Source organism: Paenibacillus sp. FSL K6-1330 (genome assembly GCF_037976825.1).
Taxonomy (GTDB): Bacteria; Bacillota; Bacilli; order Paenibacillales; family Paenibacillaceae; genus Paenibacillus_AQ.
Genome location: NZ_CP150269.1, coordinates 7,220,604 through 7,244,911, shown reverse-complemented (window position 1 = coordinate 7,244,911; position 24,308 = coordinate 7,220,604). Strand labels below are relative to the sequence as shown.

26 protein-coding genes and 1 pseudogene are annotated in these 24,308 nt (G+C 47.3%); 17 read left to right on the top strand and 10 right to left on the bottom strand.

The genetic code is table 11. The features are described 5' to 3' along the window. The first annotated feature begins 18 nt into the window (after positions 1–18). Positions 19–372: a helix-turn-helix domain-containing protein gene (locus tag NYE54_RS33020; RefSeq protein ID WP_127592702.1), complete on the top strand. Its 354-nt coding sequence runs from the start codon at positions 19–21 to the stop codon at positions 370–372. A gap of 202 nt (positions 373–574) precedes the next feature. Further along, the gene (locus NYE54_RS33015) at positions 575–1,447 is read left to right on the top strand and encodes an SMI1/KNR4 family protein (RefSeq protein ID WP_339268937.1); all 873 of its coding nucleotides are present in this window, start codon (positions 575–577) and stop codon (positions 1,445–1,447) included. Positions 1,448–1,557: 110 nt separating this feature from the next. On the opposite strand, the gene NYE54_RS33010 is transcribed toward NYE54_RS33015, so the two are convergent. Next, positions 1,558–1,911 carry a helix-turn-helix transcriptional regulator gene (locus NYE54_RS33010; RefSeq protein ID WP_339268935.1) on the bottom strand — a complete coding sequence of 118 codons (354 nt, stop codon included), beginning with the start codon at positions 1,909–1,911 and terminating at the stop codon, positions 1,558–1,560. A 160-nt stretch (positions 1,912–2,071) separates the two neighbouring features. On the opposite strand from NYE54_RS33010, the gene NYE54_RS33005 reads away from it, so the two are divergent. From NYE54_RS33005 to NYE54_RS32990, 4 genes are all read left to right on the top strand, one after another. After that, positions 2,072–2,362 carry a hypothetical protein gene (locus NYE54_RS33005; RefSeq protein WP_339268933.1) on the top strand — a complete coding sequence of 97 codons (291 nt, stop codon included), beginning with the start codon at positions 2,072–2,074 and terminating at the stop codon, positions 2,360–2,362. A 78-nt stretch (positions 2,363–2,440) separates the two neighbouring features. Next, positions 2,441–3,181: a Bax inhibitor-1/YccA family protein gene (locus NYE54_RS33000; RefSeq protein ID WP_339268931.1), complete on the top strand. Its 741-nt coding sequence runs from the start codon at positions 2,441–2,443 to the stop codon at positions 3,179–3,181. A 296-nt stretch (positions 3,182–3,477) separates the two neighbouring features. Next, on the top strand, positions 3,478–4,956 hold the full coding sequence (locus NYE54_RS32995; RefSeq protein WP_339268930.1) for a YdiU family protein: 1,479 nt from the start codon (positions 3,478–3,480) through the stop codon (positions 4,954–4,956). A gap of 255 nt (positions 4,957–5,211) precedes the next feature. Continuing rightward, positions 5,212–6,189, top strand: coding sequence for an aminoglycoside phosphotransferase family protein (locus tag NYE54_RS32990; protein WP_339268928.1), 978 nt, complete (start codon positions 5,212–5,214; stop codon positions 6,187–6,189). Positions 6,190–6,251: 62 nt separating this feature from the next. Here NYE54_RS32990 and NYE54_RS32985 read toward each other — a convergent pair whose 3' ends face one another. From NYE54_RS32985 to NYE54_RS32975, 3 genes are all read right to left on the bottom strand, one after another. Then, on the bottom strand, positions 6,252–7,100 hold the full coding sequence (locus NYE54_RS32985; protein WP_339268926.1) for an SDR family NAD(P)-dependent oxidoreductase: 849 nt from the start codon (positions 7,098–7,100) through the stop codon (positions 6,252–6,254). Between the two features lie 17 nt (positions 7,101–7,117). Next, positions 7,118–7,513: a MerR family transcriptional regulator gene (locus NYE54_RS32980; RefSeq protein ID WP_339268924.1), complete on the bottom strand. Its 396-nt coding sequence runs from the start codon at positions 7,511–7,513 to the stop codon at positions 7,118–7,120. A 216-nt stretch (positions 7,514–7,729) separates the two neighbouring features. After that, positions 7,730–8,719 carry a DMT family transporter gene (locus tag NYE54_RS32975; protein WP_339268922.1) on the bottom strand — a complete coding sequence of 330 codons (990 nt, stop codon included), beginning with the start codon at positions 8,717–8,719 and terminating at the stop codon, positions 7,730–7,732. A 155-nt stretch (positions 8,720–8,874) separates the two neighbouring features. Between NYE54_RS32975 and NYE54_RS32970 the strand changes: the two genes are divergently transcribed. After that, positions 8,875–9,729, top strand: coding sequence for a LysR family transcriptional regulator (locus NYE54_RS32970; RefSeq protein ID WP_339268920.1), 855 nt, complete (start codon positions 8,875–8,877; stop codon positions 9,727–9,729). A gap of 198 nt (positions 9,730–9,927) precedes the next feature. Further along, positions 9,928–11,133 carry a VanZ family protein gene (locus NYE54_RS32965; RefSeq protein WP_339268918.1) on the top strand — a complete coding sequence of 402 codons (1,206 nt, stop codon included), beginning with the start codon at positions 9,928–9,930 and terminating at the stop codon, positions 11,131–11,133. Between the two features lie 139 nt (positions 11,134–11,272). Here the strand turns inward: NYE54_RS32965 and NYE54_RS32960 are convergent, their stop codons facing one another. The 4 genes from NYE54_RS32960 to NYE54_RS32945 form a co-directional block, all read right to left on the bottom strand. Further along, on the bottom strand, positions 11,273–12,436 hold the full coding sequence (locus NYE54_RS32960) for a glycosyl hydrolase family 18 protein (protein ID WP_339268916.1): 1,164 nt from the start codon (positions 12,434–12,436) through the stop codon (positions 11,273–11,275). Positions 12,437–12,442: 6 nt separating this feature from the next. Then, on the bottom strand, positions 12,443–13,534 hold the full coding sequence (locus NYE54_RS32955; protein WP_076323702.1) for an acyltransferase family protein: 1,092 nt from the start codon (positions 13,532–13,534) through the stop codon (positions 12,443–12,445). A gap of 30 nt (positions 13,535–13,564) precedes the next feature. After that, positions 13,565–14,917: a glycosyltransferase gene (locus NYE54_RS32950; RefSeq protein WP_339268915.1), complete on the bottom strand. Its 1,353-nt coding sequence runs from the start codon at positions 14,915–14,917 to the stop codon at positions 13,565–13,567. Between the two features lie 413 nt (positions 14,918–15,330). Beyond that, positions 15,331–16,245, bottom strand: coding sequence for a phosphatidate cytidylyltransferase (locus tag NYE54_RS32945; protein WP_076323704.1), 915 nt, complete (start codon positions 16,243–16,245; stop codon positions 15,331–15,333). A 106-nt stretch (positions 16,246–16,351) separates the two neighbouring features. Between NYE54_RS32945 and NYE54_RS32940 the strand changes: the two genes are divergently transcribed. From NYE54_RS32940 to NYE54_RS32915, 6 genes are all read left to right on the top strand, one after another. Continuing rightward, the gene (locus tag NYE54_RS32940) at positions 16,352–16,888 is read left to right on the top strand and encodes a hypothetical protein (RefSeq protein WP_339268913.1); all 537 of its coding nucleotides are present in this window, start codon (positions 16,352–16,354) and stop codon (positions 16,886–16,888) included. 335 nt (positions 16,889–17,223) lie between these two features. Then, on the top strand, positions 17,224–17,973 hold the full coding sequence (locus tag NYE54_RS32935; RefSeq protein ID WP_339268911.1) for a class I SAM-dependent methyltransferase: 750 nt from the start codon (positions 17,224–17,226) through the stop codon (positions 17,971–17,973). Between the two features lie 79 nt (positions 17,974–18,052). Then, positions 18,053–19,000 carry a YafY family protein gene (locus tag NYE54_RS32930; RefSeq protein WP_339268909.1) on the top strand — a complete coding sequence of 316 codons (948 nt, stop codon included), beginning with the start codon at positions 18,053–18,055 and terminating at the stop codon, positions 18,998–19,000. Between the two features lie 63 nt (positions 19,001–19,063). Then, positions 19,064–19,606 carry a DinB family protein gene (locus NYE54_RS32925; RefSeq protein WP_213647507.1) on the top strand — a complete coding sequence of 181 codons (543 nt, stop codon included), beginning with the start codon at positions 19,064–19,066 and terminating at the stop codon, positions 19,604–19,606. Then, positions 19,606–20,112 carry an EVE domain-containing protein gene (locus NYE54_RS32920; protein ID WP_076324065.1) on the top strand — a complete coding sequence of 169 codons (507 nt, stop codon included), beginning with the start codon at positions 19,606–19,608 and terminating at the stop codon, positions 20,110–20,112. The genes NYE54_RS32925 and NYE54_RS32920 overlap by 1 nt, the downstream gene beginning before the upstream one ends. Positions 20,113–20,215: 103 nt before the next feature. Then, positions 20,216–20,716: a cupin domain-containing protein gene (locus NYE54_RS32915; RefSeq protein ID WP_083397623.1), complete on the top strand. Its 501-nt coding sequence runs from the start codon at positions 20,216–20,218 to the stop codon at positions 20,714–20,716. Between the two features lie 112 nt (positions 20,717–20,828). Here the strand turns inward: NYE54_RS32915 and NYE54_RS32910 are convergent, their stop codons facing one another. Both NYE54_RS32910 and NYE54_RS32905 read right to left on the bottom strand, forming a co-directional pair. Further along, complete coding sequence (locus NYE54_RS32910) at positions 20,829–21,638, bottom strand: ABC transporter permease subunit (RefSeq protein WP_339268907.1); 810 nt, start codon at positions 21,636–21,638, stop codon at positions 20,829–20,831. Continuing rightward, positions 21,635–22,522 (bottom strand): ABC transporter ATP-binding protein, encoded by an 888-nt coding sequence (locus NYE54_RS32905; RefSeq protein WP_339268905.1) that lies wholly within the window; start codon positions 22,520–22,522, stop codon positions 21,635–21,637. Before NYE54_RS32905 ends, NYE54_RS32910 begins: the two co-directional genes overlap by 4 nt. A gap of 162 nt (positions 22,523–22,684) precedes the next feature. Between NYE54_RS32905 and NYE54_RS32900 the strand changes: the two genes are divergently transcribed. The 3 genes and pseudogenes from NYE54_RS32900 to NYE54_RS32890 all read left to right on the top strand — a co-directional run. Then, positions 22,685–23,278, top strand: a complete 594-nt coding sequence (locus NYE54_RS32900; RefSeq protein WP_339268903.1) for a TetR/AcrR family transcriptional regulator — start codon at positions 22,685–22,687, stop codon at positions 23,276–23,278. 88 nt (positions 23,279–23,366) lie between these two features. After that, positions 23,367–23,708 (top strand): zinc ribbon domain-containing protein YjdM, encoded by a 342-nt coding sequence (locus NYE54_RS32895; protein ID WP_339268902.1) that lies wholly within the window; start codon positions 23,367–23,369, stop codon positions 23,706–23,708. A 136-nt stretch (positions 23,709–23,844) separates the two neighbouring features. Then, a pseudogene (locus tag NYE54_RS32890) lies at positions 23,845–24,302 on the top strand (sulfite exporter TauE/SafE family protein); the annotation flags it as partial. Positions 24,303–24,308: the final 6 nt, after the last annotated feature.

The following is a 24,308-nucleotide window of genomic DNA, read 5'->3' as shown; positions in this document are numbered from 1 at the left end:
CATGAAGAGGTGAATGCCGTGATAGATAAGGAAATATTAAAGCTTGTAGGAACACGGATACGTGCTCTACGCAAGGAGAAGGGCTTGTCGCAAGAAGCACTTGGTGAGAAGGGTGGATTTCATTTTTCATATATAGGACAGATTGAACGTGGTGAAAAGAATGTATCGTTATTAAATTTGTATAAGATTGCTGGGGCTCTTGATGTCAGTTTGATTCAGCTATTTGCATATGTGGATGAAGAGTTCTTGGTTACCTCTACGGAGAGCGATATTCAAGATATTGTTGGATTACTTCATGAAGCCAATGATGAGAAGCTGCGTTTGGCTAAAAATGTGCTGAGGGAAATTTTAAGAGGTAACGCATCTACATAGATTATTTGTCGACTCCATGCTGGCGGTTAATGTGGGCTGAACTATTATAATGCGTACTCTTCCCGTAACACTGCCTTTGAACAAATTCATAAACATCATTAAGTTTATCTGTATTGCAAGTGCTCCAGTCTTCCATGCTGGAGAGGGCCATGCTGGAATGGTATAATCTCAGAAAGGATGATTAGAGTGGGAGGCATGAACGATGAGTGAGGAGCTTTTGGAGCAGCTGGAAGAGTGGCACGAAGAGGATGAGTTCGAAGAAATCGTAGATGCGATTATGGAGATCCCTGAGGATGAGCGGGATTATGAGCTGATCAGCCATTTGGGCAGAGCGTTGAATAATCTTGAACGTTATGAAGAGGCGGTTGAGCAATTCCTATCCATTCAAGAAGAGGGTAAGGATGATCCTTTGTGGCATTACCGCATAGGGCTCGCTTATTATTACTTGGATCGGTATGAAGATGCCCGGAAAGCATTTGAAGTGGCCGATCATCTGGATCCCGGCGATGAGGATACGTTAGAGTTTCTGGAGTGGATTCGGAACAAGACCGCTCCGAAACCTGTTAAGGAGTCCACTGCGGTGTCTTATACGGACCCTGATGTGCTGAATTTCTGGGATGATAGTGCCCTTGAGGCAGACCAATACGTTTCGGCTCCGCCTACGGATGAATTGATTGAATCCGTGGAGGAAGCACTGGTCTTCAAACTTCCGGCATCGTATATTCAAGCAATGAAACTACATAATGGCGGGATTCCCCGGAACCGGAAGTTCCCTATCGGGGATGGAGCGCAGGATTATATTGAAATCACCGGTATTTTGGGCATTGGACGAGATAAGAAAAAATCATTGTGCGGGAGCCTGGGCAGCCGCTATATGATCGAGAATGGTGGATACCCTGAGATTGGCGTGGTCATTTGCGATTGTCCTTCCCAGTCCGAGGTCGTGATGCTGGATTACCGCTCATCCGGAAATGACGGGGAGCCAGAGGTTATCCATGTGGACAAGGCTAATGATTACAAAACAACCCGACTTGCTTCGAACTTTGAGGCTTTCATTGGCGGCTTGGAAAAATAATATAAGCAAGAGTTATCTATATTTCGCAGTCCTAAAAGATTCGTAAAACGAATAAAGCATCTCCTGAGTGGGAGATGCTTTTTCTTTGTATATGTAAGATGGGGGTGATATTAGTTCTCCCGATGATCCATAGTATCCACGATGTCTTTAAGTACACGAAAGAGCAGCTTGCTTTCAGCCAATGTACGAGAATAAAGAAGCGAGCTGATGGATTCTAGGACCTCTGCCTTCTCACTTGCGGTATCCAGACTCTCTGTCTCGTGGAACTGGAACATAGCTGCTGACGATACTCCCAGTCCCTCGATGATCTTTTCCAGTGTTTCAATGGATATATTTCGTTCCCCACGTTCTACCGTTCCTATGTAAGAGGCGTTAATCCCAGCCTTCTCTGCCAGTTCCTCCTGTGTCATTCCCTGTTTTTTTCTAAGCTGCTTGATTCGTTCACCTATCATTTTCAGGAGCATCTTTAACCACCTCTATTCCAGATTAAAGAAGTAGTATGGGAACAAACAGAATATAATATTCGATATTTAATTGAAAATAGTGCTTATATACACTAAAATGAAGTTATACATCCAAGTGTCTCCAACTTTAACTTTAGCTAAAGGATAAGGTGCACAAAGAATGCAATATCTGAATGTTTTATTAGAATCTTTGGATGATGAGAATCAGGCATACTTCTACGGGGAGCGCTTAGTAATCGATTATGTATTGCTTACAGCTATTCAGCGTGAAGTTGAGGAGGTCAATAAAAGGCTTCGTGAGGAGATTTATCGTCTGATGAATAACATCGTTGGGAGCCTTCAATGGTGTGGAGTGCAGAAGAAGATCGTCGTGACTTTCAGATCTATGGATATTATCGGCTTCATAATAGAGCTTCCCATTGAATTAGTCCCATTTCCAATTCATCCGTGATGCAATATTTTTTGCATCCTAAAATATTCCAACCTGTGCTAAAATGGATACAAAAAAGAAAGTTAGGGAGGCATTTAATTGATAGGGCGCAGTGGGAATCCGACACTAAACGAAGAAACATTTGAGAGAAGTGGGTATTATAACGGCCAGGAAACGATGACGATTGGCGGAACGGTGAACAAATCGTTCATGCTGCTCGCGCTGCTGATCGGGGCGGCGGTCATTTCATGGGTGATGTATTTTAACGGGTATGATGTATTGCCGTTGTTGATCGGGGGAGCAATAGGCGGCCTCGTTCTTGCGCTGATCATCAGCTTTGTGCCGAAGGCAGCACCTTATTTGGCGCCGATCTACGCGATTGTGGAAGGATTCGTCCTCGGTGCATTATCCGCTCATTACGAAGATTTGTATTACGGAATCACTTTGCAAGCGGCTTTACTGACGATGTGCATATTCCTCGGTATGCTGCTCGCTTATAAAACAGGTCTGATCCGGGCAACCGCAGGCTTCAAAAAGGGGATCATTGCAGCAACCATCGGCGTTGCGCTTGTATACCTGTTTAGCTTCGTTCTGGGCATGTTCGGTGTGGCGGTGCCTTACCTGCATGACAGCACCCCGATCGGCATCGGAATTTCGGTTGTCATCATCATCATTGCTGCCCTGAATTTCATACTCGATTTCAACTTTATCGAAGAGGGAGCACAGCAAGGTGCACCCAAATATATGGAATGGTACGGCTCTTTCGGTTTGTTGGTTACGCTCGTATGGTTGTACATCGAAATTATCCGGTTGCTGGCGAAGCTGGCGAACCGGGATTAATATCTGGATTGGTATGGTCAACATCGCTGTCGAGGCATTATCGACAGCGATTTTTTTAAGATATCAGAAAGTATAAACTTCGGAGGATCTGCTGCCTGATATCGCAAGAAAAACTACCGCAAAACGCAGTCCTTCTGCTTTGAGAGTACGTCGATAGACGTTTTACTTATGGTATGAAACGTAGCTTTAAACCAGCAGAATAATAAATTTCCTTCAGTAAACCCTACAAAGAGCGACTTGTGTTTAAATAATAAGTAGATACTGTCATCATCAACCTGCTTAAAGAAGGAGATCCCATGACTAATAAGAAAGCCATGATTGATATAGGATGGAATTTTGACAATAGTTATGCCGAACTGCCGGAGTCCTTTTTTACCAAACAAGATCCCACCCCTGTACGCTCACCGGAGCTGGTAATCCTCAATGAGCCGTTGGCGGCATCTTTAGGTTTAAATGCCAAGGCCCTGCAAAGCGCAGAGGGCGTGGCGATGCTCGCGGGCAACGAGATACCTGAGGGGGCATCACCACTCGCACAGGCTTATGCCGGGCACCAATTCGGGTATTTTACGATGCTGGGCGACGGCCGTGCGATCCTGTTGGGTGAACAAATCACGCCGCAAGGTGAGCGTATGGATATTCAGCTTAAGGGCTCGGGCCGGACGCCGTACTCCCGTGGAGGCGATGGTCGGGCGGCTCTGGGTCCGATGCTGCGCGAATATATCATCAGCGAGGCCATGCATGCGTTGGGGATTCCGACCACCCGCAGCCTGGCGGTGATATCCACCGGTCAGCCGGTCACACGGGAGAGGGAGCTGCCGGGTGCGATTCTGACCCGCGTGGCCTCGAGTCATATGAGAGTGGGGACGTTTCAATACGTAAGGGGAGCGGGCACAACCGAGGATCTGCGGATTCTGGCAGACTACACCCTGCAGCGGCATTACCCGGAGGCTGACTTTAGTGGCGGCGCCAACCGTTATCTGGTCTTGCTTCAGGAGGTCATCAAGCGTCAGGCCGCTCTAATCGCCAAGTGGCAGCTCGTCGGTTTTATCCATGGTGTGATGAATACCGATAATATGACCCTCAGCGGCGAAACAATTGATTATGGCCCTTGTGCCTTCATGGATACCTTTGACCCGAATACGGTATTCAGCTCCATCGATTCTCAAGGCCGCTATGCTTATGGCAACCAGCCGTATATTGCGGCTTGGAATCTCGCAAGATTGGCCGAATCCCTGCTGCCTCTGCTGCATGAAGAAGAGGAGCAGGCCGTCAATCTGGCCGAGGGTGCGATCGGAACCTTTACCGATCTGTATCACGAGCAGTGGCTTGCAGGCATGAGAGCCAAGCTGGGAATCTTCCATGAAGAGGAGGATGACGAATCCCTGATCGAAGATCTCCTTAAGATGATGAAAGATCATCAGGCGGACTATACCAATACCTTCCGTGCGTTAACGTTTGACAAGCTGGAGGATACACCTCTAAACGGCACGCCGGAATTGGCTTCCTGGTATGAGCGCTGGCAGGCGAGACTTGGCAGCCAGCAGGAATCGAAGGAACAATCCCATCACTTAATGCGCAGCAGCAATCCGGCGGTCATTCCGCGGAACCATCGGGTGGAGGAAGCGCTGGAAGCAGCGGAGCTGGAAGGGGACTATAGTGTTATGGAGCAGCTGCTCCATGCGCTGTCCAATCCATACGCGCATACTCCGGAACAGGCGGAATATGCTATCGTTCCCGAGCTGTCCCGTCCATACCGAACCTTTTGCGGGACGTAAGGGTACGGGAATGCTCCGAGAACCTCAACGGGGCCAAGCAAGAATTACCTTGCTTGGCCTTTTTCATCATTCATGAGTCGAGAAGCATCAAAAAAGCCCCTGGACCGGTGTCCAAGGGCTATAAATCGTATGGCTATTTTTTTCGAGACCTTATTCAACATCATAGCAGAACGGAAAGAAACAGTCTATATTTTTGCACGGAAATGCCATAGAGTGGGGGAGCCGGCAAAAACAAATGAAATGGAGCGTGGTTTCATGAGTTGGACTTGTCACCTCAATGAAACAGATGTACAGGAGTATGTCGGGAAGGTTTTGGGTACCGGTTATGTTGTGGCGGATGTCACGAGGATGCATGGCGGGGCGCAAAAGGTCGTCTATAAGATCCAGTGCCAAAATGGATTCTCATGCGTGATGTATGTGTGGGATTTGACGAAGAATTATTTTCAGGAAGAAATAGCAAACGAGAGTGTGCATGAACGATCCTTTGGCGGCCATTCGTTCAACATCAATAACAGATGGTTAAGGGATCATGGTATTTCTACGCCTGCTCTATATGATCTTCACACGGAACGGGAGCGATACCCGTTTGACTATGCATTAGTCGAATATATTGAGGGACAGAAGGCGGAGGCCTACTTTCAGCACCCGGATCAACGGGTTCGGGATGAGGTCTTTGAACGGGTGGGTAACATGATCGAACGCATGCATGCAAACCACAGACAGAACTATGGCAAGCCTGATCAAAGCGGGAATCAACGGGAGCGATGCCATCTTGTGCAGTTGGAAAATGCTAAGGAACAACTGTCCTACATCGTCCTGCATAACAAGAGTATCCGGAAGAATCACGACAGGCTGCTCGCTATATTGCATGAGCTTGAGTCCAGGATAGATTCCCGTCAGCGGTATGGATTTATCCACGGTGAGTTGGGCCCTGACCATATCCTGGTTACAGACCGTTTAGAGCCTTATCTGATTGATATTGAAGGTGCGCAATTCTTTGATATCGAGCATGAGCATACGTTTCTTGAGCTACGATTCGGGAAGCATTACCGGTATTTGCAACAAAACGGGCTTGATCTGAATCGGATGTTGTTTTACCGTCTGCATCACTATATCTCATTAACCTCGGGCGGCCTGAAGCTGCTTCACCGTGGATTCCCGGATCAAGCATTTGCTTCAAATTTGGCTGATTACCACGCTCGAAACACCCTCCGTTTCATCGAGGAATGGTAACTGACCAGATAACAGGCCTTTATAGGTTGGGCTGAAAACATCATCAACTCTGCTGCATGGGGTTAAGATATGGCTGCAAACTCCTGCTTATAGATCCGCTCTATCGTACTAAGCACCTCCGTACTTTGGCTCGGAAATTTCAAAGGCGTTGCTTTACCCTTGTTGAGAAAGACTCCCGTCGATTGTGGGGAACTGCCTAGCGCTGCTTCATACAGACGCGAAGCTCCTTCACTGGGATGGGAGAAGAAGATGTTACGGATCGGGATCATCAATCTTGGCATCCCCGCGTTTTTAGTAATGGTTGTTTTATTTGCTCCCGGACAGACACTCCGGATCATAATGCCATCTTTCTGTATGGCAGTGGCGATCTCCTGAGTCCACAACGATAGGGCTAATTTACTCGCGGCATAAGGTCCAACCAGCTTTTTGAACACGGTAGGGGAAGCCAATGCATTGTAATCAAACTGTTTGAGATACAACAACGCATTGGAGGATGTATTAATTACCGTCTTAAGGTTGCCCTTCTCTAGAAGCTCTTTCATTTCCATCAAGATGATATAAGGCACCACGGAGTTTACTTCAAAATGCATCTCGCGCCCTTGTTTGGAGTAGGATAATTCGCCAAAGGAGACACCTGCGTTATTAAACAGCAGGTCGATATGATCCTCGTGTTTCTTGATCTGATCCAGCGAGGTTTGGAGATCCGTGAAATCCGACAAATCGGCCGTGTATACTCTCAGCTGCTGTGATCTAAGGCCCTCTTGTACAAGGGAATCGTCGGATGGAAAGGCAGAACGGATCAAAGCGAGGACCTGCCAGCCTTCGGATAACAATCGCTTGGTTAGCTCCAAGCCAATGCCAGAGCTTGCGCCCGTGATCAAGGCGACTCGATTATTTCTTTTATGTGTCATGTGTAATTCTCCTATACTTAAGATTCTTCGCTGGTCGTCCTATCGGGATTAAGCAGGGACTGATTATGGATCAACTTGTCATCGATGAACCGCAGAATGCGCTGCAGGTCCGAAATTTGAACGGTAATTTTCTGACGGTAATTCTGGAGCATGGCGTTCAGCTCCGGAACGGACTGAATATTTTCCTTAAAGGGAAGATGCACATAGGCTTTCATATCCTCCAGCGACATTCCTGTCTTCTTCAGGCATATGATCAATTCCATAGTCTCGGCATCCTCCAGGTGATAGACACGATGGCCGTTATCTTTCCTTTCGGGAGGAGGGAGGAGCCCGATTTTTTCGTAATAGCGAATGGCATCCTCGGTCAATCCGGTTCGTTCAGACACTTGTTTGATGGAGAATGTGTCTCCCATAAGTTCACCTCTTTTCAACAGGGAATCCGTTGCCATAATATCGTACAACTTGGTGTTAACACCAAGTCAATATCGATTTTTATTCATATGGAATGGATGGAAAGGGAGCTGAGGGATTATGAATTTTGATATCAAGGAAGCCGTTGAGATTCTGGTGCGGATTGCGCATTCCCCGGAACAGGCTTAATATGCTATAGTGCCTGAGCTGTCCTATATCTACTGGGCAGTCTCCATGATCTCATCTTTAGGCTCATGGGCAACAGAATAAGCTCTGTTATCATTAACGCGTATGGTTTTCCTATGGTACGCATTGTTTCGTACAAGGGCAAAGATAATGAGCAGCGTTCCATAAAATTCATAATTGCTGATTTGGTAGCCTTGAAGAGCCATAATAACGAATGTGGTAATGGGAACAAAATTAATAAATAATATGCCGTTAACCGGCGATAACCATTTGATCCCTTGATTCCAGCAGAGCAAGGCTGCTAGCCCGGGCAATAAAATCATGAAAGACATTTCATATTTAATCGAGAGAATCGTGTTCCATGTTGGAACAGGAATCAAATCAAAGACGGACCCAAGCGTAACGATAACGAAGGACATAGCGCTTCCTAGCAAGCAGGTTAGTGTAGAATAACGCAGGATCGACCAATTCTTGAATCGGCTTCCACCCATCGAATACACCACCCATCCCAATACCCCAACAAAAATCAGAAATAAAGGAACAAGATGTTGTCCAGCCATTTTAAAAAAGGTAAGTTTCCCGTTGGTGATAACGAGTACAGCACCGACAAACGCGATAGCTACACTTCTAAGCATGTATTTATTCGGCGTTTTTCTGGACGTGATCCACAAGATCATAATGGATATCATCGGCATGAGCGACTCCATAATGGAGGCTGCGACAGCACCTGCCTCACCCATGAGCTGCTGTCCAAGGAAAATGCACATATTGTAGACCGTAAATGCCATCGTTCCCAAGAACAACAATGTCTTGCCTCTTCCCTCCAGACGAAAGGAGGCTCTCCCCTCTTTCATCCACAGCAACACGCTGAGGATGACGGCAACGACGAAATAACGGATAAACGAAAAATAGAATGGATCAATTTGCTGCAGCGCGATGTGTGCAACAGGAAACATAGCCCCCCATGACATACTTGCGATCAGGCATAGCATGGACCCGATGGCGATTTGTTTCTTTAGCATGTAATGTCTCTCTCCCTGCCAACTCTTTGTTTGTGTATAACTCATCATAGGAGGGCGAAAGGCTTTAGTAAAATGATTGAAAATAAAGTTTATGATCATTTATAATGATACTTCGCAGGTGTGAATACGTACCAGAGAGCAGGGGGGGGGGTAGATTGGAGTTTAATGATTTGAAAATTTTTCAGGCTGTTGCTACGTATGGAAGTGTCAGTAAAGCCGCATTGGAGCTAAACTACGTTCAATCCAATGTGACGGCCAGAATTAAGCTGCTTGAGAAAGAGCTTCGGACGCCATTGTTCTATCGGCATAAGCGAGGGATGATCTTAAACCCGGAAGGAAAGCGGTTGTTAGAACAATCGAGGGCGATCTTGTCCGGAATGGAAGAACTGAAACGTACGTTTCAAGATACATCGAACCCCTCCGGTATCCTGGAAATTGGTATTGTGGAGACAGTGATGGCTCTTCCGGATATTCTATCCTCTTATCATAGTAAGTACCCCCATGTTGAATTATCGTTAAAAGCGGGGGTTACCGATTTTTTGTTACAACAGGTGATTGATATGAAGCTGGACGGAGCCTTTGTCACAGGGCCCATTAGGCATCCATTAATTGAACAGGTTGAAGTTATTCAGGAAAAGTTAGTGCTTGTAACCAAAGGAAAAACCTTTTCTATGGAGGAAATAACAAAAAGGCCTCTATTGCTATACAATAAAGGTTGCGGATATCGTGAAAGACTGGAAAGCTGGATGAAGGTGGAGGGAATCATCCCTAAACAGATCATGGAGTTTGGAACGTTCGGGACGATTATAGGCAGCGTAGCTGCAGGAATAGGAATCACGATTATCCCGGAATCATCCATTACCGATCTGGTTGCCAATGGTGCCGTATTCTGCCATAGCTTACCTGAACCTTACCATGAAATCACAACTATTTTTATTCGGCGAAAAGATTCATACGTAACGAGCACATTACAATGCTTTATGGATGAAATTGTTGCTCGAACTAAATAGGACCCGCTCCCACTCTGCAACACTAGGAGGGAGGGCCGGGTGCATATGGAAATAAAGAATTTAGGAAGCCCATGGATTTCAACCCATGGGCTTTCATCGTATGGTTAGAGACCTTACCCAACATCTATAACAGAGCGGAAAGAGACATTCTATTATTATCTTTACTGGGATGACGGATCATTATTTGGGAAGAATATAATGATTGAAATTCATTCAAATTTCCTGTTATTATATTCCTCGGCTTGTTTATTAGAAAGGGAGAATGAAATGCAAGCATATGTATTGCCTATTTTCGTTGCGATAGCCATTTGTTTTTTATTAGCTTTCATTTTGACGCTTCCATGGGCCGTTTATCAGTACCGTAAACATGGGTACTTTAGCTTTTGGAGAACATTACTTATCTTAAGCTTTATCTTTTATGGATTAAGTGCATTTTTCTTAGTGATTTTTCCAATACCCAGTGCTCGGAATAATTGTGCTTCGATTGATCCCGGCGCGATTTTTATTCAAAATCGTCCTTTTCAATTTATACGGGATATTCAACGTGAAAGCGGATTTCATTGGGCGGTGCCTTCAAGTTATATCGACTTGTTAACGACGCGGGCCTTTTATCAAATGTTTTTTAATGTTTTGCTTTTGTTTCCTTTAGGTGTCTTTCTGAGGTACTTTTTTAAGGGGAAAGCTAAATGGTTTCATGCTGCTCTTATTGGATTTAGTGTTTCGCTTTTCTTTGAAATAACCCAACGAACCGCTTTGTTTGGCTTTTTTGAATGCCCCTATCGTATATTTGATGTAGATGACTTGATGACAAATACGGTGGGGACTGTACTAGGCTTTATACTCGCTCCCATGTTTTTGGTGTTAATTCCATCGAGGGAAACCCTTAGTGAGCAAAGCCACTTCTTTAACAATCAGAGAAAAGCAACTTTTGGTGCCCAACTCATGGAGGTTCTTCTAAATATTATTATTGCCAGAGTGATAACCAGCTTTATATTCGGGTTGCTGAAGAGACCAGGAGTACTTGTTGACGAGATCATCTTTGCCATTGTTTTCTTTGTGGTTATGGTAGTTATCCCTGTGATTTGGAAAGGACATACGGTGGGGTCTAAGATCGTTCGCATGAGGTTACTTCCGGAAAAGGGGAACTGGTTAGGAAGCTTGAGCCGACGCTACATCATTGTTTATATGCCTTTATTGCTCTCAGCATTATCGAAGATATTTTCTAATCAAATGGGTGAAGATCTTCTAGCCAACCTATTTGTAATTGGAGTGGTTTTTCTTACAGCTCTGTTATGGTTCTTTCTCTTCTGTCATATCGTGATCAGATGGATCAAAAAGGACAAAGATCTTTATTTTAATCGTTATAGTCACATAGAGGCTGTAAGAATCACTGGTGAAATGTGATAAACGAAAATATAGAATACTGATGAATCGGCCGCAACAAGCACATGCAGGGGCTGACAAGAATATAAAAAGCCGATGACCCGCACTCGACTGCGAGGATCATCGGCTTTTTTTGAGAAAAGGTACTGTATGCCTTATATTATCGTTTGGCGGCTTGCTGCCTCTCATTCAAATGCTCCGTCAGATACTTCACGATGCCGTCCTCCGCGTCCTGCGAATACTGCCAGACCATCGCGCCCGCAAGATTCTTGCTTTTGATGTAGCTTACCTTCTCCTTCAGGGCCTCCTGATCCTCGTAACTGATGAAGGTATGGCCGTCATAGAGGTAGGCAGCCTTGGCTTTGTTGTCGTAATAACGCTTGAAGCCATTTTTGTTCAGGTAGGCTTTCTCGATCTGCTTATAATTGAGGTTCACCTTGTCGATATCGATGGGCGTCCCAGGAGCGAAGAGGCCGTCTTTAGCACCCTTGGCCTCTTTCACGTTTTTCCAGCCGTACGAATAAGCGGGCACGCCGAGCAGCAGTTTCTTGCTGTCGATATCATGGTCCAGATACATCGAGATAATTCCATCAATGGAGTGTTTGGATTTCCCTTGGCTGTCCACATACAGATTGGAGTTAAAGCCTGTGGTGTCAGACCACTTGCCTGTCAGGTCATAGGACATGACGTTGATGTAATCCACGTATTTCTCCACTTTTTTGACCTCGACATTTTGGAAATACCAGTCCTGGGTTCCAGAGGCGAACGTCAGCAGATAGTTCTTGTTCTTGTGAGGCAGCCTGTACAGCTTCTCCCGTAGTTCCTTCATCAGGCTGGTGAAATTCTTCGTATCTTCCGGGCGGGCCTTCTGCGTGTTCCAGGCATGGAACGCCGGATACTCCCAGTCGATATCCACGCCGTCTAAATCCAGTTCCTTGACCAGGTTGATGATGCTCTCGGTGAAGAGGTACCGGTTGCCGTCCAGCGAAGCGTCGGAGAAGCCATCTGCACCGTAACCACCTACAGCCAGCACCATTTGGGTCTTCGGATTGGCTGCCTTCAACTGCTTGATGTTTTCTTTGATCTGGTTGTTGGTCGTGCTGTCTTCATGGAAGTAGAGCTCCGTTCCCTTGATCTTCGCAAAAGCGATAAACGCAATGTCCACGCCTTTCTCCGATAGCTTGATGTTTCGGTAATCCTGCCAGGCCTCCACGTATACCGCCGTGATTTTCCGCTCTTCCGCCGCGGAGATCTGATAGAAATAGAGACCCATGCCCGCAAGCAGCACCACAATGAATATTTTCGTATATATCGTGATTCTCATCGTCCTTTAACCCCGCCCGCCGAATAGAATGTAGGTTGCCGTTTTGCTTAGGTTCAGTACCTTGACGGTGATGTAGCTGATGGCGAAGATGATGGAGATATTCACGATCAGACTGAGGGAGGCCTCCAGAAACGTGGCCTCGACCTCGGTTCGGCCGGATAACATCATTTCGACCAGCAGGTGAATCAGATAGATGCTGAAGCTGGCCCGGGAGACCGAGCTGATCAATTTCTGGATTTTATGGTTCACTTGATCGCTGATCTTGGCCTCCTTCTCCTTAAAGAAGATAAACAACCCGACAGCCATGAAGAAGGTGGTGACGGAATAGTTGCCGTAGAACATCTCATCCAGGACACCGCTGCGCAGCGAGACAAAATAGGTGGCTACCGGCGTGATAAAAAACGAGATGATGCCCAGATTGTATAGTATGTTTTTTGCCTTGAGCGGTAGTTCAAAATGGAATAGATAGTACCCCAGGATAAAATAGCCGAGAAAGCCCATGAAGAACGGGATGTTCATGATCGGAATGTTGATGTATTGATCCGTTGCACGGAATACGGCATCCGAGATGAAGCGATAGGCGATACTGACGATGAACCAGAGGAGCAGATAATACCGCAGATCCTTCTCGCTGCAGGATTTGATGAATTTGCTCATCAGCGGCACCGTCATATAGATGGCAATAATGGCGTACAGGAACCACAGATGCACATAATTCCGGTCGGTCAGCAGCCGATACCCGAAGTCAACAACGAACTCGTAGGCATTCAGCTTGCTTCGCATCAGATAGTATTGATTGTACAAGCCATAGATAAGCGACCAGGTCAGAAGGGGAATGAGCAGCGGTACGACGCGCTTGGTATAGAACTCCCGGTAGGATGTAATCTTCGTGCGCAGGATCATCGCTCCGCTGATCATGAAGAAGACCGGTACGGCGAAGCGGGATATGGAGTTGAACCCGTTGCTGATCCACCAGGAGGAGGAATTGAAATCATTCGTGCTGGTTAGCACCTCCGCTGTGTAGTGCAGAATAATGACGGCAACAATGGATAGAATTCTTAGGATATCGACATAGATAATTCTTTTATTGGGACTCATGCTGTTTCAGGCAGCCTCCTTCACCATAAGTTAATTCGATCCTGCGGCAATGTTCTGGCTGATGGCGGCCACGCCTTTACGCTCCACGAAGCCCCAGCCCTCATCATTGTCAAAATATTTGAATGTCCCCGCAATGTTAATGTACAGCAGCAAATTTCGATAGGTTAACAGCTCCGCTTGGCTGAACAAGAACATCTTCATATAATCGGAGAACGTATACGTACTGCCATATTTGCGGCATAAGTACAGGGCGATGATGATTTGCGCGGCATTCAGCAGCACGCTCATCAGCAGGAAGATGATCGCATGCAGGATGTTCCCGCCAACGATCAGCGTCTGCCCCAGATAAAATATCGTCGTAAACGCCGAGAGCGTCCCCAGCATAAACCCGTCTATCGCAAAGAACAGGCTCACGCTGACGCTGAATTTCCGAGACAGCCTGGACCAATAGATGAGGATGCAGTCAATAAACGCCTTCTGCCAGCGAATGCGCTGCTTATAGAAGTTGGGGAGATTCTCCGGGCATTCGGTGTAGCATACCGCTTCAGGGGCGTAGACGAGTTTTTTCTTCAATTGATTGGCTTTGATGTACTCGTGGATTTTCAGCGTAATGTCGATATCCTCCCCCACCGTGCTGCGGAATCCGTTAACATGAACGAGAACGTCTTTATAGAAGGCACCAAAAGCGCCTGAAATCACTACGATCGAATTAAAATACGATTGCGTGAGTTTGCGGACGTAGAAGCCGTGCGTATAATTGATGATCTGGCTCTTGATGAGCCCTTTTCCGCGAAACTTCTCAATGATGGCACCGTTCTTGTCCCGCACGGCACCCTGTACAATTTTGACGGTACCGCCCAGCGCAATGATCTCGTCATCGTGAAAGTATTGATTCACGTAATTGAGCGAGTCGGCTTCCAGCATGCTGTCTGCATCCAGGGTGATCACGATATCGGAAGCGGCATAATCGATGCCTGCATTCAGCGAGTCCGCTTTTCCGCCATTCACCTTATCGATAACGTAAATATGGCGGTATCGATGCGAGCGATAAAATCCTTTTATTGGCTTATAAGTCAGTTTACTGTCTGCCATCCTGCCATCCGGCTCCAAATCCAGGAGTTCGTCAAGCGCGGATAACGTCCCATCCTTGGAGCCATCGTTGATGATCATGATTTCATAGTTGCTGTAATGCAAGCCAGCCATGGCATCGATGCAATTCCGAATCGTCAGCTCCTCATTGTAAGCGGGGACGAGCACAGAGATTGATTTTTCGGCGAGACCAGGATTCAGCTTCTTCACCTTGCTGCATAGCAGCGGGATGAACGTATACAGGGTTTGAAACACAAGGAATACGCTGGCTAGTCCATAAAAAAAGTACTGCAAACTCCTCACTCCTCTCTTCTCTGTCTCTCTTTGTGAAGACCAGTATGGTGCGCCTACTCTATGGGACTCGGATTAGGTATGCGCTTTTTCTATAGCAAGCAATGTCAAGGGGCAAAATCCAGGTATAAAGGGATAATATCATCCCCATTTAAAACCTTTCATTCCATATAAACCCATATGACACCCTATGTAATAAACTATCGTAATTGGCTCCTAAATGTAAAACCGCTCTATGGAGCAAGAAAACGAATACATAGATGCTTTTCGAGAGCAGTCTCTGTTTTGGTTCAACTTTCTATATTTTAGGAGGCTAAAGCGATTTGGCACGGAAATCTATATCTGACAAAAGCCATAACCAAGTTGAGCCTAAGCTCGCATGGTTATGGCTTGTATACCTGTGGTTATCTGAGGTACTACATAAAGTCATAGAAGTAACGGATGAAATGAAAAAAAATCGGTGAGGTATAGGTCAGGCTGTCGACCCGGCTCAGATAGCTTTTCTTCAAGGCATCGAACCGCCCGTCATCTCCGATTAACAAATCGCGCTTCAGCACCGAAACCGTCAAGCTGCCGAAGAAGCCGCCGAGGCTGATGAGCATGCCGGACAGAAGGCCAAACGTCGGGCTGAGCGGCGTCAGATACGGATAGATAAGATATGAGCTTACGGTGGTAATGATAAACGCGCAGGCAAAGCCTTCCCAAGTCAGATTTGGGTTGGAGGTAGGCACAATTCTTCGTCTACCAAAATAGAGGGAGGCGATCGTGTGCACCACATCGTTCAGCTGCGTTAAGACGACCAGAAACAGCACCAGACCTGCTCCATACTGGGGCGTGGCAAACTGGAAATAGGCCAGGTGGCTGAGACCGAACACCATGAGCATCAGGCCCCATTGGGTCGAGCTGACGCTGCGCATGAATCCGACGGTGCCTTTGTTGATCAGCCGCGGAAGCGGCAGCACCAGGAATACATAGATCGGAATAAACACGATAAACATCCCGTACCATTCGATGTAGATCCAATAGAATTGGACCGGTATGGTTAAATACGCCCACAGAAATAAGCGACGATCGGCTTTTCGTGTTTTGATCATCGAGAAATATTCTTTGAGCGTAAAGAAGGTTAGCACCATAAGGGATAGAAGGGAAACTACCGGATTCAGAAGTGTCGCCAAGCAGAAGATGACCAGCATGCCCCACCAGGTTTTGATGCGAAATCCGACTTCGGTATAGTCGATATTCGGCTGCGTCTTGCTCATCACGTAATAGAGGAGCTGGATGACCGATAAGACGGAGAATATCAGGATTAAGGTTAAAAGCGAGCTGTCCATATGCCTATCATCACCAACTTGTCACGGGTATCATTCTTGTTCTACTAAAGGAATCATATGTTATTATGAAGGAATAATTCAATACGGATAAGGGGAAATTTCGTAAATGGTAGATGATCGCTCGGTCTTTATACTGCTTACCAATACCGGCACGCTCTTTACGAAAGTCATTCAGGGCTACACGAGAGCACCTTACAACCACGCTTCGATATCCTTTAACCGGGAGTTGTCGGAGTTATATAGCTTCGGGAGGAAGAATCCGAACAATCCTCTGAACGGCGGATTCGTGAAGGAGGATTTGAAGACGGGAACGTTCAGCAAATATCCCAACACGACGTGCGTCATCTATGAGCTTCAGGTGTCGGAACGCGACATCGCGAAAATGAAGCGGGTCCTGCAGGCTTTTATCCGAAAGGACAAAAAGTATTTTTATAATATATTGGGCGTCCTGGGCATCGCGCTAAAGGAACCGATCGAATTCAGCAATTCCTACTTTTGTTCGCAATTCGTGGCGGAGATTCTGCAGCGGTCCGGAGTCAGGCTATGGGATAAGCTGCCCGCCTTGGTGACGCCGGACGATTTTCGCCAAAGCGAGCGCCTGCAGCTGATCTATGAGGGGAAGCTGAGCGAGTATGAGCCCTAGATTCAACTTCGCATCAGGTTTCGGCAGCCTGTTTGCTGTAACATATTTTGCAGGTGGCGGCGACGACAATCACGACTCAGCTCGACAGGCAGTCCGTTCTAATTGAATCCCAAATAACCCCGGTTCACCTGTCCAGGCGAATGCGGGGTTTTCTGTATTGTAAGTGCTCAAAATGAGGCACCCGCCGATCTGATTAGGTGTTAGGCAATAAATGCTGGCTAATTAGCGAGTGTTGCTATAAAATGGAGTTGAAAAATGAAATTAAGTTTCATCTAATGAAACTACAATCGTCGTTGTCTGGATTTCGCTTATATCTTGATGGGAGCGTGGTTAGGATGAACAGCAAGGAACGGTTTTCGAATCGCGTCGATTTGTACACGAAGTATCGCCCGAGTTATCCGCAAGAGGTCATGGATTATTTGTATGATACGGTAGGATTGGACGGCGAGATTGCCGACATTGGGGCCGGGACGGGGATCTTCACGAAGCTGCTGCTGAAGCGGGGGAGCCGCGTAACTGCCGTGGAACCCAATCAGGCGATGCGGGAAGCTGCCGAGTCGGACCTTGGAGGCGAGCCCGGGTTTCGAATGGTTACGGGTTCAGCCGAAGTGACGGGACTGCCTGATCAATCCGTGGATCATATCGTGAGCGCCCAGGCTTTTCATTGGTTTGACCGTGATGCCGCCCAATCGGAATTCCGGCGGATCCTGAGACCGGGCGGGAAGGTTGCCCTGATCTGGAATTCCAGGCTCACGCAGGGAACGCCGTTTCTGGAAGCGTATGAGCAGCTGCTCCTTACCTATGGCACCGATTATAAAGTAGTGGATCAGAAGAATATTGCGCACGAAACGCTGGCTGCTTTTTTCCAGGCGGGGGACATGAAGGAGGCGAAATTCTTCAATCGGCAGACGTTTGATTATGAGGGATTATGCGGCCGTTTGCACTCATCCTCTTACGCTCCGCTGTCAGGGCATCCAAACTACGAGCCGATGATGAACGAACTGCGGACGATATATGAACGGAATGAGCAGGCTGGCTGCGTGTTTTTTGATTATGAGACGAAGGTGTACTGGGGAGAGGTTTAAGCTAATCTTCTTGACTGGTTTCGCTGTTTGCAGAATAATAGAGCACCGGCTTTAATAATGGAACGGGAGGTACAGCAGCATGAACAAAACAGACCGGATGCTGGCTATCGTGCTTGAGCTGCAGCAGCGAAAGGTTGTGCGGGCTGAAGATTTGGCATCCATATTTGAGACGAGCGTGCGGACCATCTACCGGGATATTCAGGCCCTTAGCGAGGCAGGCGTACCCGTGATGGGAGCTCCCGGGCAAGGGTATTCGTTAATGGCGGGGTATTTTCTGCCACCGGTCATGTTCACGGCGGAGGAAGCCGTGGCGCTGCTCATTGGAACGGATTTCATCGAGCAACGCTTTGACAAAGGATATGGTTTGAAGGCTCAGGCTTCCCGCAAAAAGATAGAGTCTATTCTGCCGGAGCCTGTGCGCGCCGATGCTTCGCGTGTTCGGAAGACCATGCGGCTGATTACTCCCGGTAACAAGACAACTTCAGAAGAAGAGAAGGACTATGTTGAAGTGGTTCGCCGAGCCATACTGGAAGGGCGTAAGATAGAATTCTATTATATGAAGAAGATGCCCGACTCCCAAGGCGACAGAAAGAGCTTTCGCTCTGCAGCTCCTTACGGACTGGCATTTCTTCAAGGTTTATGGACATTAGTTGCCCGGTGTGACCTCCGGCAAGGCATTCGTCATTTTCGGCTGTCCCGCATGAAGGATCTGACGGTCCTTGACAAGCGTTTTGAGATGCCGCCGGATTTTAACTTGGAGGACTATCGACCTCCGGATGACCGTAACCTGCGGGTGCGGGTTCTGGCAAGTCCCGATATTGCGGATCGAGTTAAGGAATCCGGAAATTATTACATGGAGACATTTGAAGAATGCGAGGACGGGTTGCTTATGAGCTTCCGCGTTCGCCGGCCGGAGGAGATTATGCAGTGGGTGCTCGGCTGGGGATCGAACGTCGTTGTCCTTGAGCCGGAATCCCTCCGTGACCGGATCCGCGACGAGGCGGAAAAGATTTTAAAACGCTACTGACATGACGTTGTCAGTAGCGTTTTTGTATATTCGGTACAAAGACGATTCATGGGAGTGGTAGATATGAATACAACGGAAGCATTGCAGCGGTTTGAAGAGACGGTGCAGGTGTATCTACAGGAGCTGGATGGTTTCAGCATGGAGGAATTAAAGTACAGACAAGCAGAGGACGAGTGGTCGATCGGGCAAATGTATCAGCACTTGATTCAATCCGCGTTATCCATGCATCTGCGAAATATTGAGTTATGTTTAAACCCGATTGAGGATGCAGCAGTCTCTTCAGCGGGAAAAACGGAAGTAGGTATGGCAATATTCGGACAGGGCAGTTTCCCTCCCATCCGTATTCAGGTTCCGCCGTCTCCCCAATATACCCCGGAGCAGCCTGCAACGAAAGAGCAGTTGATTCAAGGTTTGGATACTGTCGTCCAACGAATGAGACAAACCGAGCCAATGCTTGGAGAGGCATCCCTGCAGCATACCGTCCCCCATCCGAGTTTCGGAGGATTGCATGCCCAAGAGTGGTTTTTGCTCATCGAGATGCATTATCGGCATCATGTCCGGCAGCTAGACCGGTTGAAACAAGCCTTGGAGCAGCAGCGTGTATGATGGAACGTCAGGTCGTGGACTATCAGGATGTGTTGGAGCAATTAGAAGAGCGGACCCGTTATTGGATTGGAGTGGTATCCGAATCGCATGTGAAATTGGGGATGGAAGGGGGATTCGCCCAACTATGTCACGGTAAATCGGCTCCACTGCGGCGTATGCGCGAAGGAGATTGGCTGATCTATTATTCCCCGCGCACCGAATTGAGGTCTGGGGAGGCACTCCAAGCTTTTACAGCCATGGGCCAGGTTGTGAATGATCGAGTTTACGAGTATCAAATGACGGCATCATTCGTCCCCTTGCGCCGGGATATCCGGTATATTCCCGGTCAGGAAGTCAAAATAGCCTGCCTATTGGACCAGCTTAGCTTTACGCGAGGGAAGCGAAATTGGGGCTATGCCTTTCGTTATGGGCATTTGGAGATCAAACGAGAGGATTTCCTGATGATTGCGGAGGCCATGCTGGGCGGCTCGGACATGATACCACAAAGAACGGTTAACTCGCTTTGACCGTTCTCCATAACATTTATTTTTGGACAACTCGGTTTGAAAACGGCTCGTCCCGGGTACTGGTACTACGAGTGCATCAATGAGTTGAAAGGAGCGGATGATCGTGGAAGTACATGTCCGATCATTTTTCGTGAAGGATGATGGAGAGGTTCCGAATAATCCCGATCTGCCGGTCATTGTATACAATGGAGTATTCGCAGATGACCCGAGCGGCTTGGAGGCTGCCTTCAACCGGCATCACTGGAGCGGAAGCTGGGCAGGCGGCGTATACGATTACCATCATTATCATAGCAATACACATGAGGTCCTGGGTGTGCGGTCTGGAAGCGCGACCGTTCTTGTGGGCGGCGATGCAGGAGAACGGCTAGAGCTTGCTACCGGTGATGTGATTGTTTTGCCGGCGGGCACTGCACATATGAAGCTCACCAGCACCCCTGATTTTGAAGTGATTGGTGCCTATCCCGAAGGGAATACGCCAAATATGAGGGAGCGGAACCCGACGGATCGGGCGCAGGCGATCAACGAAATCCGAAGCGTGCCTGTCCCGGATATGGACCCTGTTTTTGGAGAGGAAGGACCACTTCTGCATAAATGGGTGAAATAACATAAAGATTAGCCGTTAGAAGCAACTCAAGAGGCTCCCCGTCTGCTACAACAGATGGTGGAGCCTCTTGAGTTGCAAATAACAAATATGGGGTAAATCGGTAGATGCTTGATTACAGCGGCAAATCTCGTTTTCGAAATAACACGACGGCCAGACCAAATGCGATCAGACCGATGGCGGCCAGCACTAGGGAGGTTGTCATGAATTCCCCAGTCCCCTTAACAATTTCACCGGGCCGATAGAGAGAGAAGAGGGTAAGGTTGCGCAGCCATTCGATTTTCTCGCTGAATTTACTGATCAAATCCAGACTGAAGAACCCAAACGTAATCAACCCGGAAATGCTTCGTGCCTTCTTCTCATCATTACACAGCGAGGACACGAGAAAACAGACGCTGGAGATGGCAAAAAAGAGCAGGAAAGCCGCTACGTTCATCTGGATGAATCGGGCGGTATCGAATTCGTAGGAATCCCCCAGCAGCCAAGCGCTTCCGGCGAAGCCGGCCAACGTCGTAACAGCTAAGATAAGGAAGAGCCCGCTTGTCGTAACCATCACTTGCGTGAGCGCCACTTTCCCTCTTGTTGTCGGGGCGGATAGCAGATAGGCCATCGAGCCCTGATCGACCAATTTGGCCATAAGCTGGGTCGTCAGCTGCACGCAGACGATAGCCAGGATGAGAACCAGAATTAATCCGTAATATTCCCCGGAGATGAAAGCTTCTGCTGTACCGAAACCATTAAGCCCGAAGGCTTTTCCGACGCCCTCCGGCATCGATGCAACTAAATCATCAATGGCTTTTGTGTTCTTGGCGATGCTGGGATATAACCAGAACATCAGGAGGATATAGAAAGCGGAACCGAACGCGTAGTTCATCAAGCTTTTCATATTTACTTTCATCATCTGTTTGTATAAGGTGACATTCATTTCGATATCCCCTTCCGATCATAATAATTCATGAAGATATCCTCGAGGTTCTGGGTGAAGACATCGATACTCCGCACGGGGTATTTCCCCGTCTCTTGGATAAACTGATCGTAATTGCCCTGGACGGCTACTCTCACCCGATTGCCTTCATAAGATTCGATAAGCAGCCCCGAGCTCCGGAAGGCCTCGGCATCGCTTGGATGCACGAAGTTAACCTCGAACAGCTTCCGCTGCATGGATTGCAGTTCGTGGATGTCCTTGACGGCAATGATGATCCCGTCCTTGATAATGGCGGCTCGGTCACAGGTTCTCTCGATTTCCTGAAAGCTGTGGGATGACATCAAGAATGTCGTACCGCGGGCTTTCTCCTCCAGAACGATCTCAATAAACACCTTCTGCATCAGTGGATCGAGTCCCGAAGTGGGCTCATCCAGAATAATGACTTTGGGATCATGCATGAAGGCAGCGACGATCCCAACCTTTTGTTTCATTCCTTTGGACATTTTACGAATCGGGGTCTGAACATCGAATTGTAGACGATCGATTAATCGATCCCGCTTGGACAAGTCATGAATTCCCTGCATGTCGGCCATGAAATCCAGAAAGGCCTTTCCGGTCATCCCTTCGATAAAGGAAATTTCTCCTGGCAGATACCCTACATCCGATTGAAACTTCCCTTGTTCCCTCCAGGTATCCAGCCCATTTACCTTTACGTGTCCCTGATCCGGCTTCATAAAACCCATGATGTGCCGGATCGTCGTTGATTTTCCGGCGCCATTCGGCCCTAAAAAACCAAAAACCTCACCCGGATCCACCGAAAAAGATACATCGAAGATGCCCCTCCCGTTGGAAAATGTCTTCGTCAAATGTTGAACGGTTAACATACCGCCACCTCCGGAAAATTGAAGAAATGAAATATTATAGATCGGATATTTCATATGTTATAATATACCTGGCTTGTGGTATCGTCAATGATTTTATGAAATTAATTTATGTTTAAATTTCACTAATTACATAACTAATCTTAGGAGTAAGGATGAAGGGATATGAACGGTTTTGAGAAAAGAGCGAATCTGATCAAAGAGAAGATTATGAGAACCACCTTGGAACTGGTGCGAACCTCGGAGCTGAAGCGGATTCGAATTGCCGATATATCCAAGGCAGCCAAGGTATCGCAGGTGACGATTTATAATTACTTTGGCAGCAAGGAGGAGCTGCTGCGTGAGGTTTTTCGCAACTATTTTGATAAGGCGATCCGGGATTTCGAGGAATATATGAGCGAAGGTCATTCCTTGAAGGAGAAGATCGAACACATTATTTTTCTGGAGAAGGAGTCCTACAATGATTTCCCGCCCGGTTTGATCAAAGAGTTGTTAATCGATGACGAAGAATTGGCCCGTTATATGGACGAACAGTACAGGAACAAAGCTATTCCGCTTACGATTCAGATTATTGAGGAGGGTAAGGACAGCGGCGAAATTTCACCGGAGGTATCGACGGAACACGTCCTGGCTTTTATCCAGCTATTCATGAATCAATATGAATCGATTCTGGCTATGGCCCAGCAAAGTGATGATATGGACGGCTTCCTGGAGGGAATCGTTCATATGTTCTTCTACGGTGTCTGCGGAAAGGCTTAATCCTCAGTAACAAAAGTATTGGTATTGGCCAGCATAGGTTTCTAATATAGGGTATAGTTAGTATAAAACGAATGGGGAATACGAAACGATGTCTACTTTGCCAAATTGCCCGAAATGTAATTCTGAATATACATATGAGGATGGGAACCTCCTGGTTTGCCCGGAATGCGCTCATGAATGGACACTGGAGTCCGAAGCGGAGCATGATGAAGATACAAAGATCATTAAAGACGCGAACGGCAATGTTTTGGCCGACGGCGATTCCGTAACGGTAATCAAAGATCTTAAAGTAAAAGGCAGCTCCTCTGTATTGAAAATAGGCACGAAAGTGAAAAATATACGCTTGGTCGATGGCGATCATGATATCGATTGCAAAATCGACGGATTCGGCGCAATGAAATTGAAATCGGAATTTGTTAAAAAGATATAAGATGTGTTATCCCATTTCATCGTGGATACACGGTAACAAAACCCTCCATTAGTGGAGGGTTTTTCTCATTTAACCATGGCACGCCGTATAGCATCTGGTGCGCAACATGCACAAATTAATCGCGCCAACTGACCCGTCCCCATGTCTGCTGCTCTTATTCCAGCCTAACGAGGCCATTCAGATTAATTTGATTCTATCGCTAGTCATCTCGGCTGCTCTGATTGCGAGGATACGCAAGGATATCGACTATGGCATCCTCAAGCGGTTGGTGATCGGAAGTGCGGTTGGTCTCCCTGTCGGCATCGTTATTTTTTCGTTTATTTCCCGGGGACCGACACGCAGAAGGCAAAGCTCAGAGGGACGACCCTCGCCTTCTATTTGTTCATCTATTCCCTGAGTTTGATCATTCAGGTCATCGTGGCGGGAACGAGCAAGACGGTCTGGATGTCGAGTGGAATTGCACTTCCCTTGGCATTTGTCGGGCTGTTGATCGGACAGCGTCTATTCAACGTCATTAACCAGCGCGTATTCCAGATATTCACCTATATCATTTTGATCTTTACGGGCGTGTATATGCTCATCGAGAGCCTGTAAAGACGT

Excerpts from the sequence above, each read along its gene's own strand:
- NYE54_RS33015 (WP_339268937.1), top strand. The coding sequence starts at position 575 with ATGAGTGAGGAGCTTTTGGAGCAGCTGGAAGAGTGGCACGAAGAGGAT.
- NYE54_RS33010 (WP_339268935.1), bottom strand. The coding sequence starts at position 1,911 with ATGCTCCTGAAAATGATAGGTGAACGAATCAAGCAGCTTAGAAAAAAA.
- NYE54_RS33005 (WP_339268933.1), top strand. The coding sequence starts at position 2,072 with ATGCAATATCTGAATGTTTTATTAGAATCTTTGGATGATGAGAATCAG.
- NYE54_RS32995 (WP_339268930.1), top strand. The coding sequence starts at position 3,478 with ATGACTAATAAGAAAGCCATGATTGATATAGGATGGAATTTTGACAAT.
- NYE54_RS32990 (WP_339268928.1), top strand. The coding sequence starts at position 5,212 with ATGAGTTGGACTTGTCACCTCAATGAAACAGATGTACAGGAGTATGTC.
- NYE54_RS32985 (WP_339268926.1), bottom strand. The coding sequence starts at position 7,100 with ATGACACATAAAAGAAATAATCGAGTCGCCTTGATCACGGGCGCAAGC.
- NYE54_RS32980 (WP_339268924.1), bottom strand. The coding sequence starts at position 7,513 with ATGGGAGACACATTCTCCATCAAACAAGTGTCTGAACGAACCGGATTG.
- NYE54_RS32975 (WP_339268922.1), bottom strand. The coding sequence starts at position 8,719 with ATGCTAAAGAAACAAATCGCCATCGGGTCCATGCTATGCCTGATCGCA.
- NYE54_RS32965 (WP_339268918.1), top strand. The coding sequence starts at position 9,928 with ATGATTGAAATTCATTCAAATTTCCTGTTATTATATTCCTCGGCTTGT.
- NYE54_RS32960 (WP_339268916.1), bottom strand. The coding sequence starts at position 12,436 with ATGAGAATCACGATATATACGAAAATATTCATTGTGGTGCTGCTTGCG.
- NYE54_RS32955 (WP_076323702.1), bottom strand. The coding sequence starts at position 13,534 with ATGAGTCCCAATAAAAGAATTATCTATGTCGATATCCTAAGAATTCTA.
- NYE54_RS32945 (WP_076323704.1), bottom strand. The coding sequence starts at position 16,245 with ATGGACAGCTCGCTTTTAACCTTAATCCTGATATTCTCCGTCTTATCG.
- NYE54_RS32940 (WP_339268913.1), top strand. The coding sequence starts at position 16,352 with ATGGTAGATGATCGCTCGGTCTTTATACTGCTTACCAATACCGGCACG.
- NYE54_RS32935 (WP_339268911.1), top strand. The coding sequence starts at position 17,224 with ATGAACAGCAAGGAACGGTTTTCGAATCGCGTCGATTTGTACACGAAG.
- NYE54_RS32930 (WP_339268909.1), top strand. The coding sequence starts at position 18,053 with ATGAACAAAACAGACCGGATGCTGGCTATCGTGCTTGAGCTGCAGCAG.
- NYE54_RS32925 (WP_213647507.1), top strand. The coding sequence starts at position 19,064 with ATGAATACAACGGAAGCATTGCAGCGGTTTGAAGAGACGGTGCAGGTG.
- NYE54_RS32920 (WP_076324065.1), top strand. The coding sequence starts at position 19,606 with ATGGAACGTCAGGTCGTGGACTATCAGGATGTGTTGGAGCAATTAGAA.
- NYE54_RS32910 (WP_339268907.1), bottom strand. The coding sequence starts at position 21,638 with ATGAATGTCACCTTATACAAACAGATGATGAAAGTAAATATGAAAAGC.
- NYE54_RS32905 (WP_339268905.1), bottom strand. The coding sequence starts at position 22,522 with ATGTTAACCGTTCAACATTTGACGAAGACATTTTCCAACGGGAGGGGC.
- NYE54_RS32900 (WP_339268903.1), top strand. The coding sequence starts at position 22,685 with ATGAACGGTTTTGAGAAAAGAGCGAATCTGATCAAAGAGAAGATTATG.
- NYE54_RS32895 (WP_339268902.1), top strand. The coding sequence starts at position 23,367 with ATGTCTACTTTGCCAAATTGCCCGAAATGTAATTCTGAATATACATAT.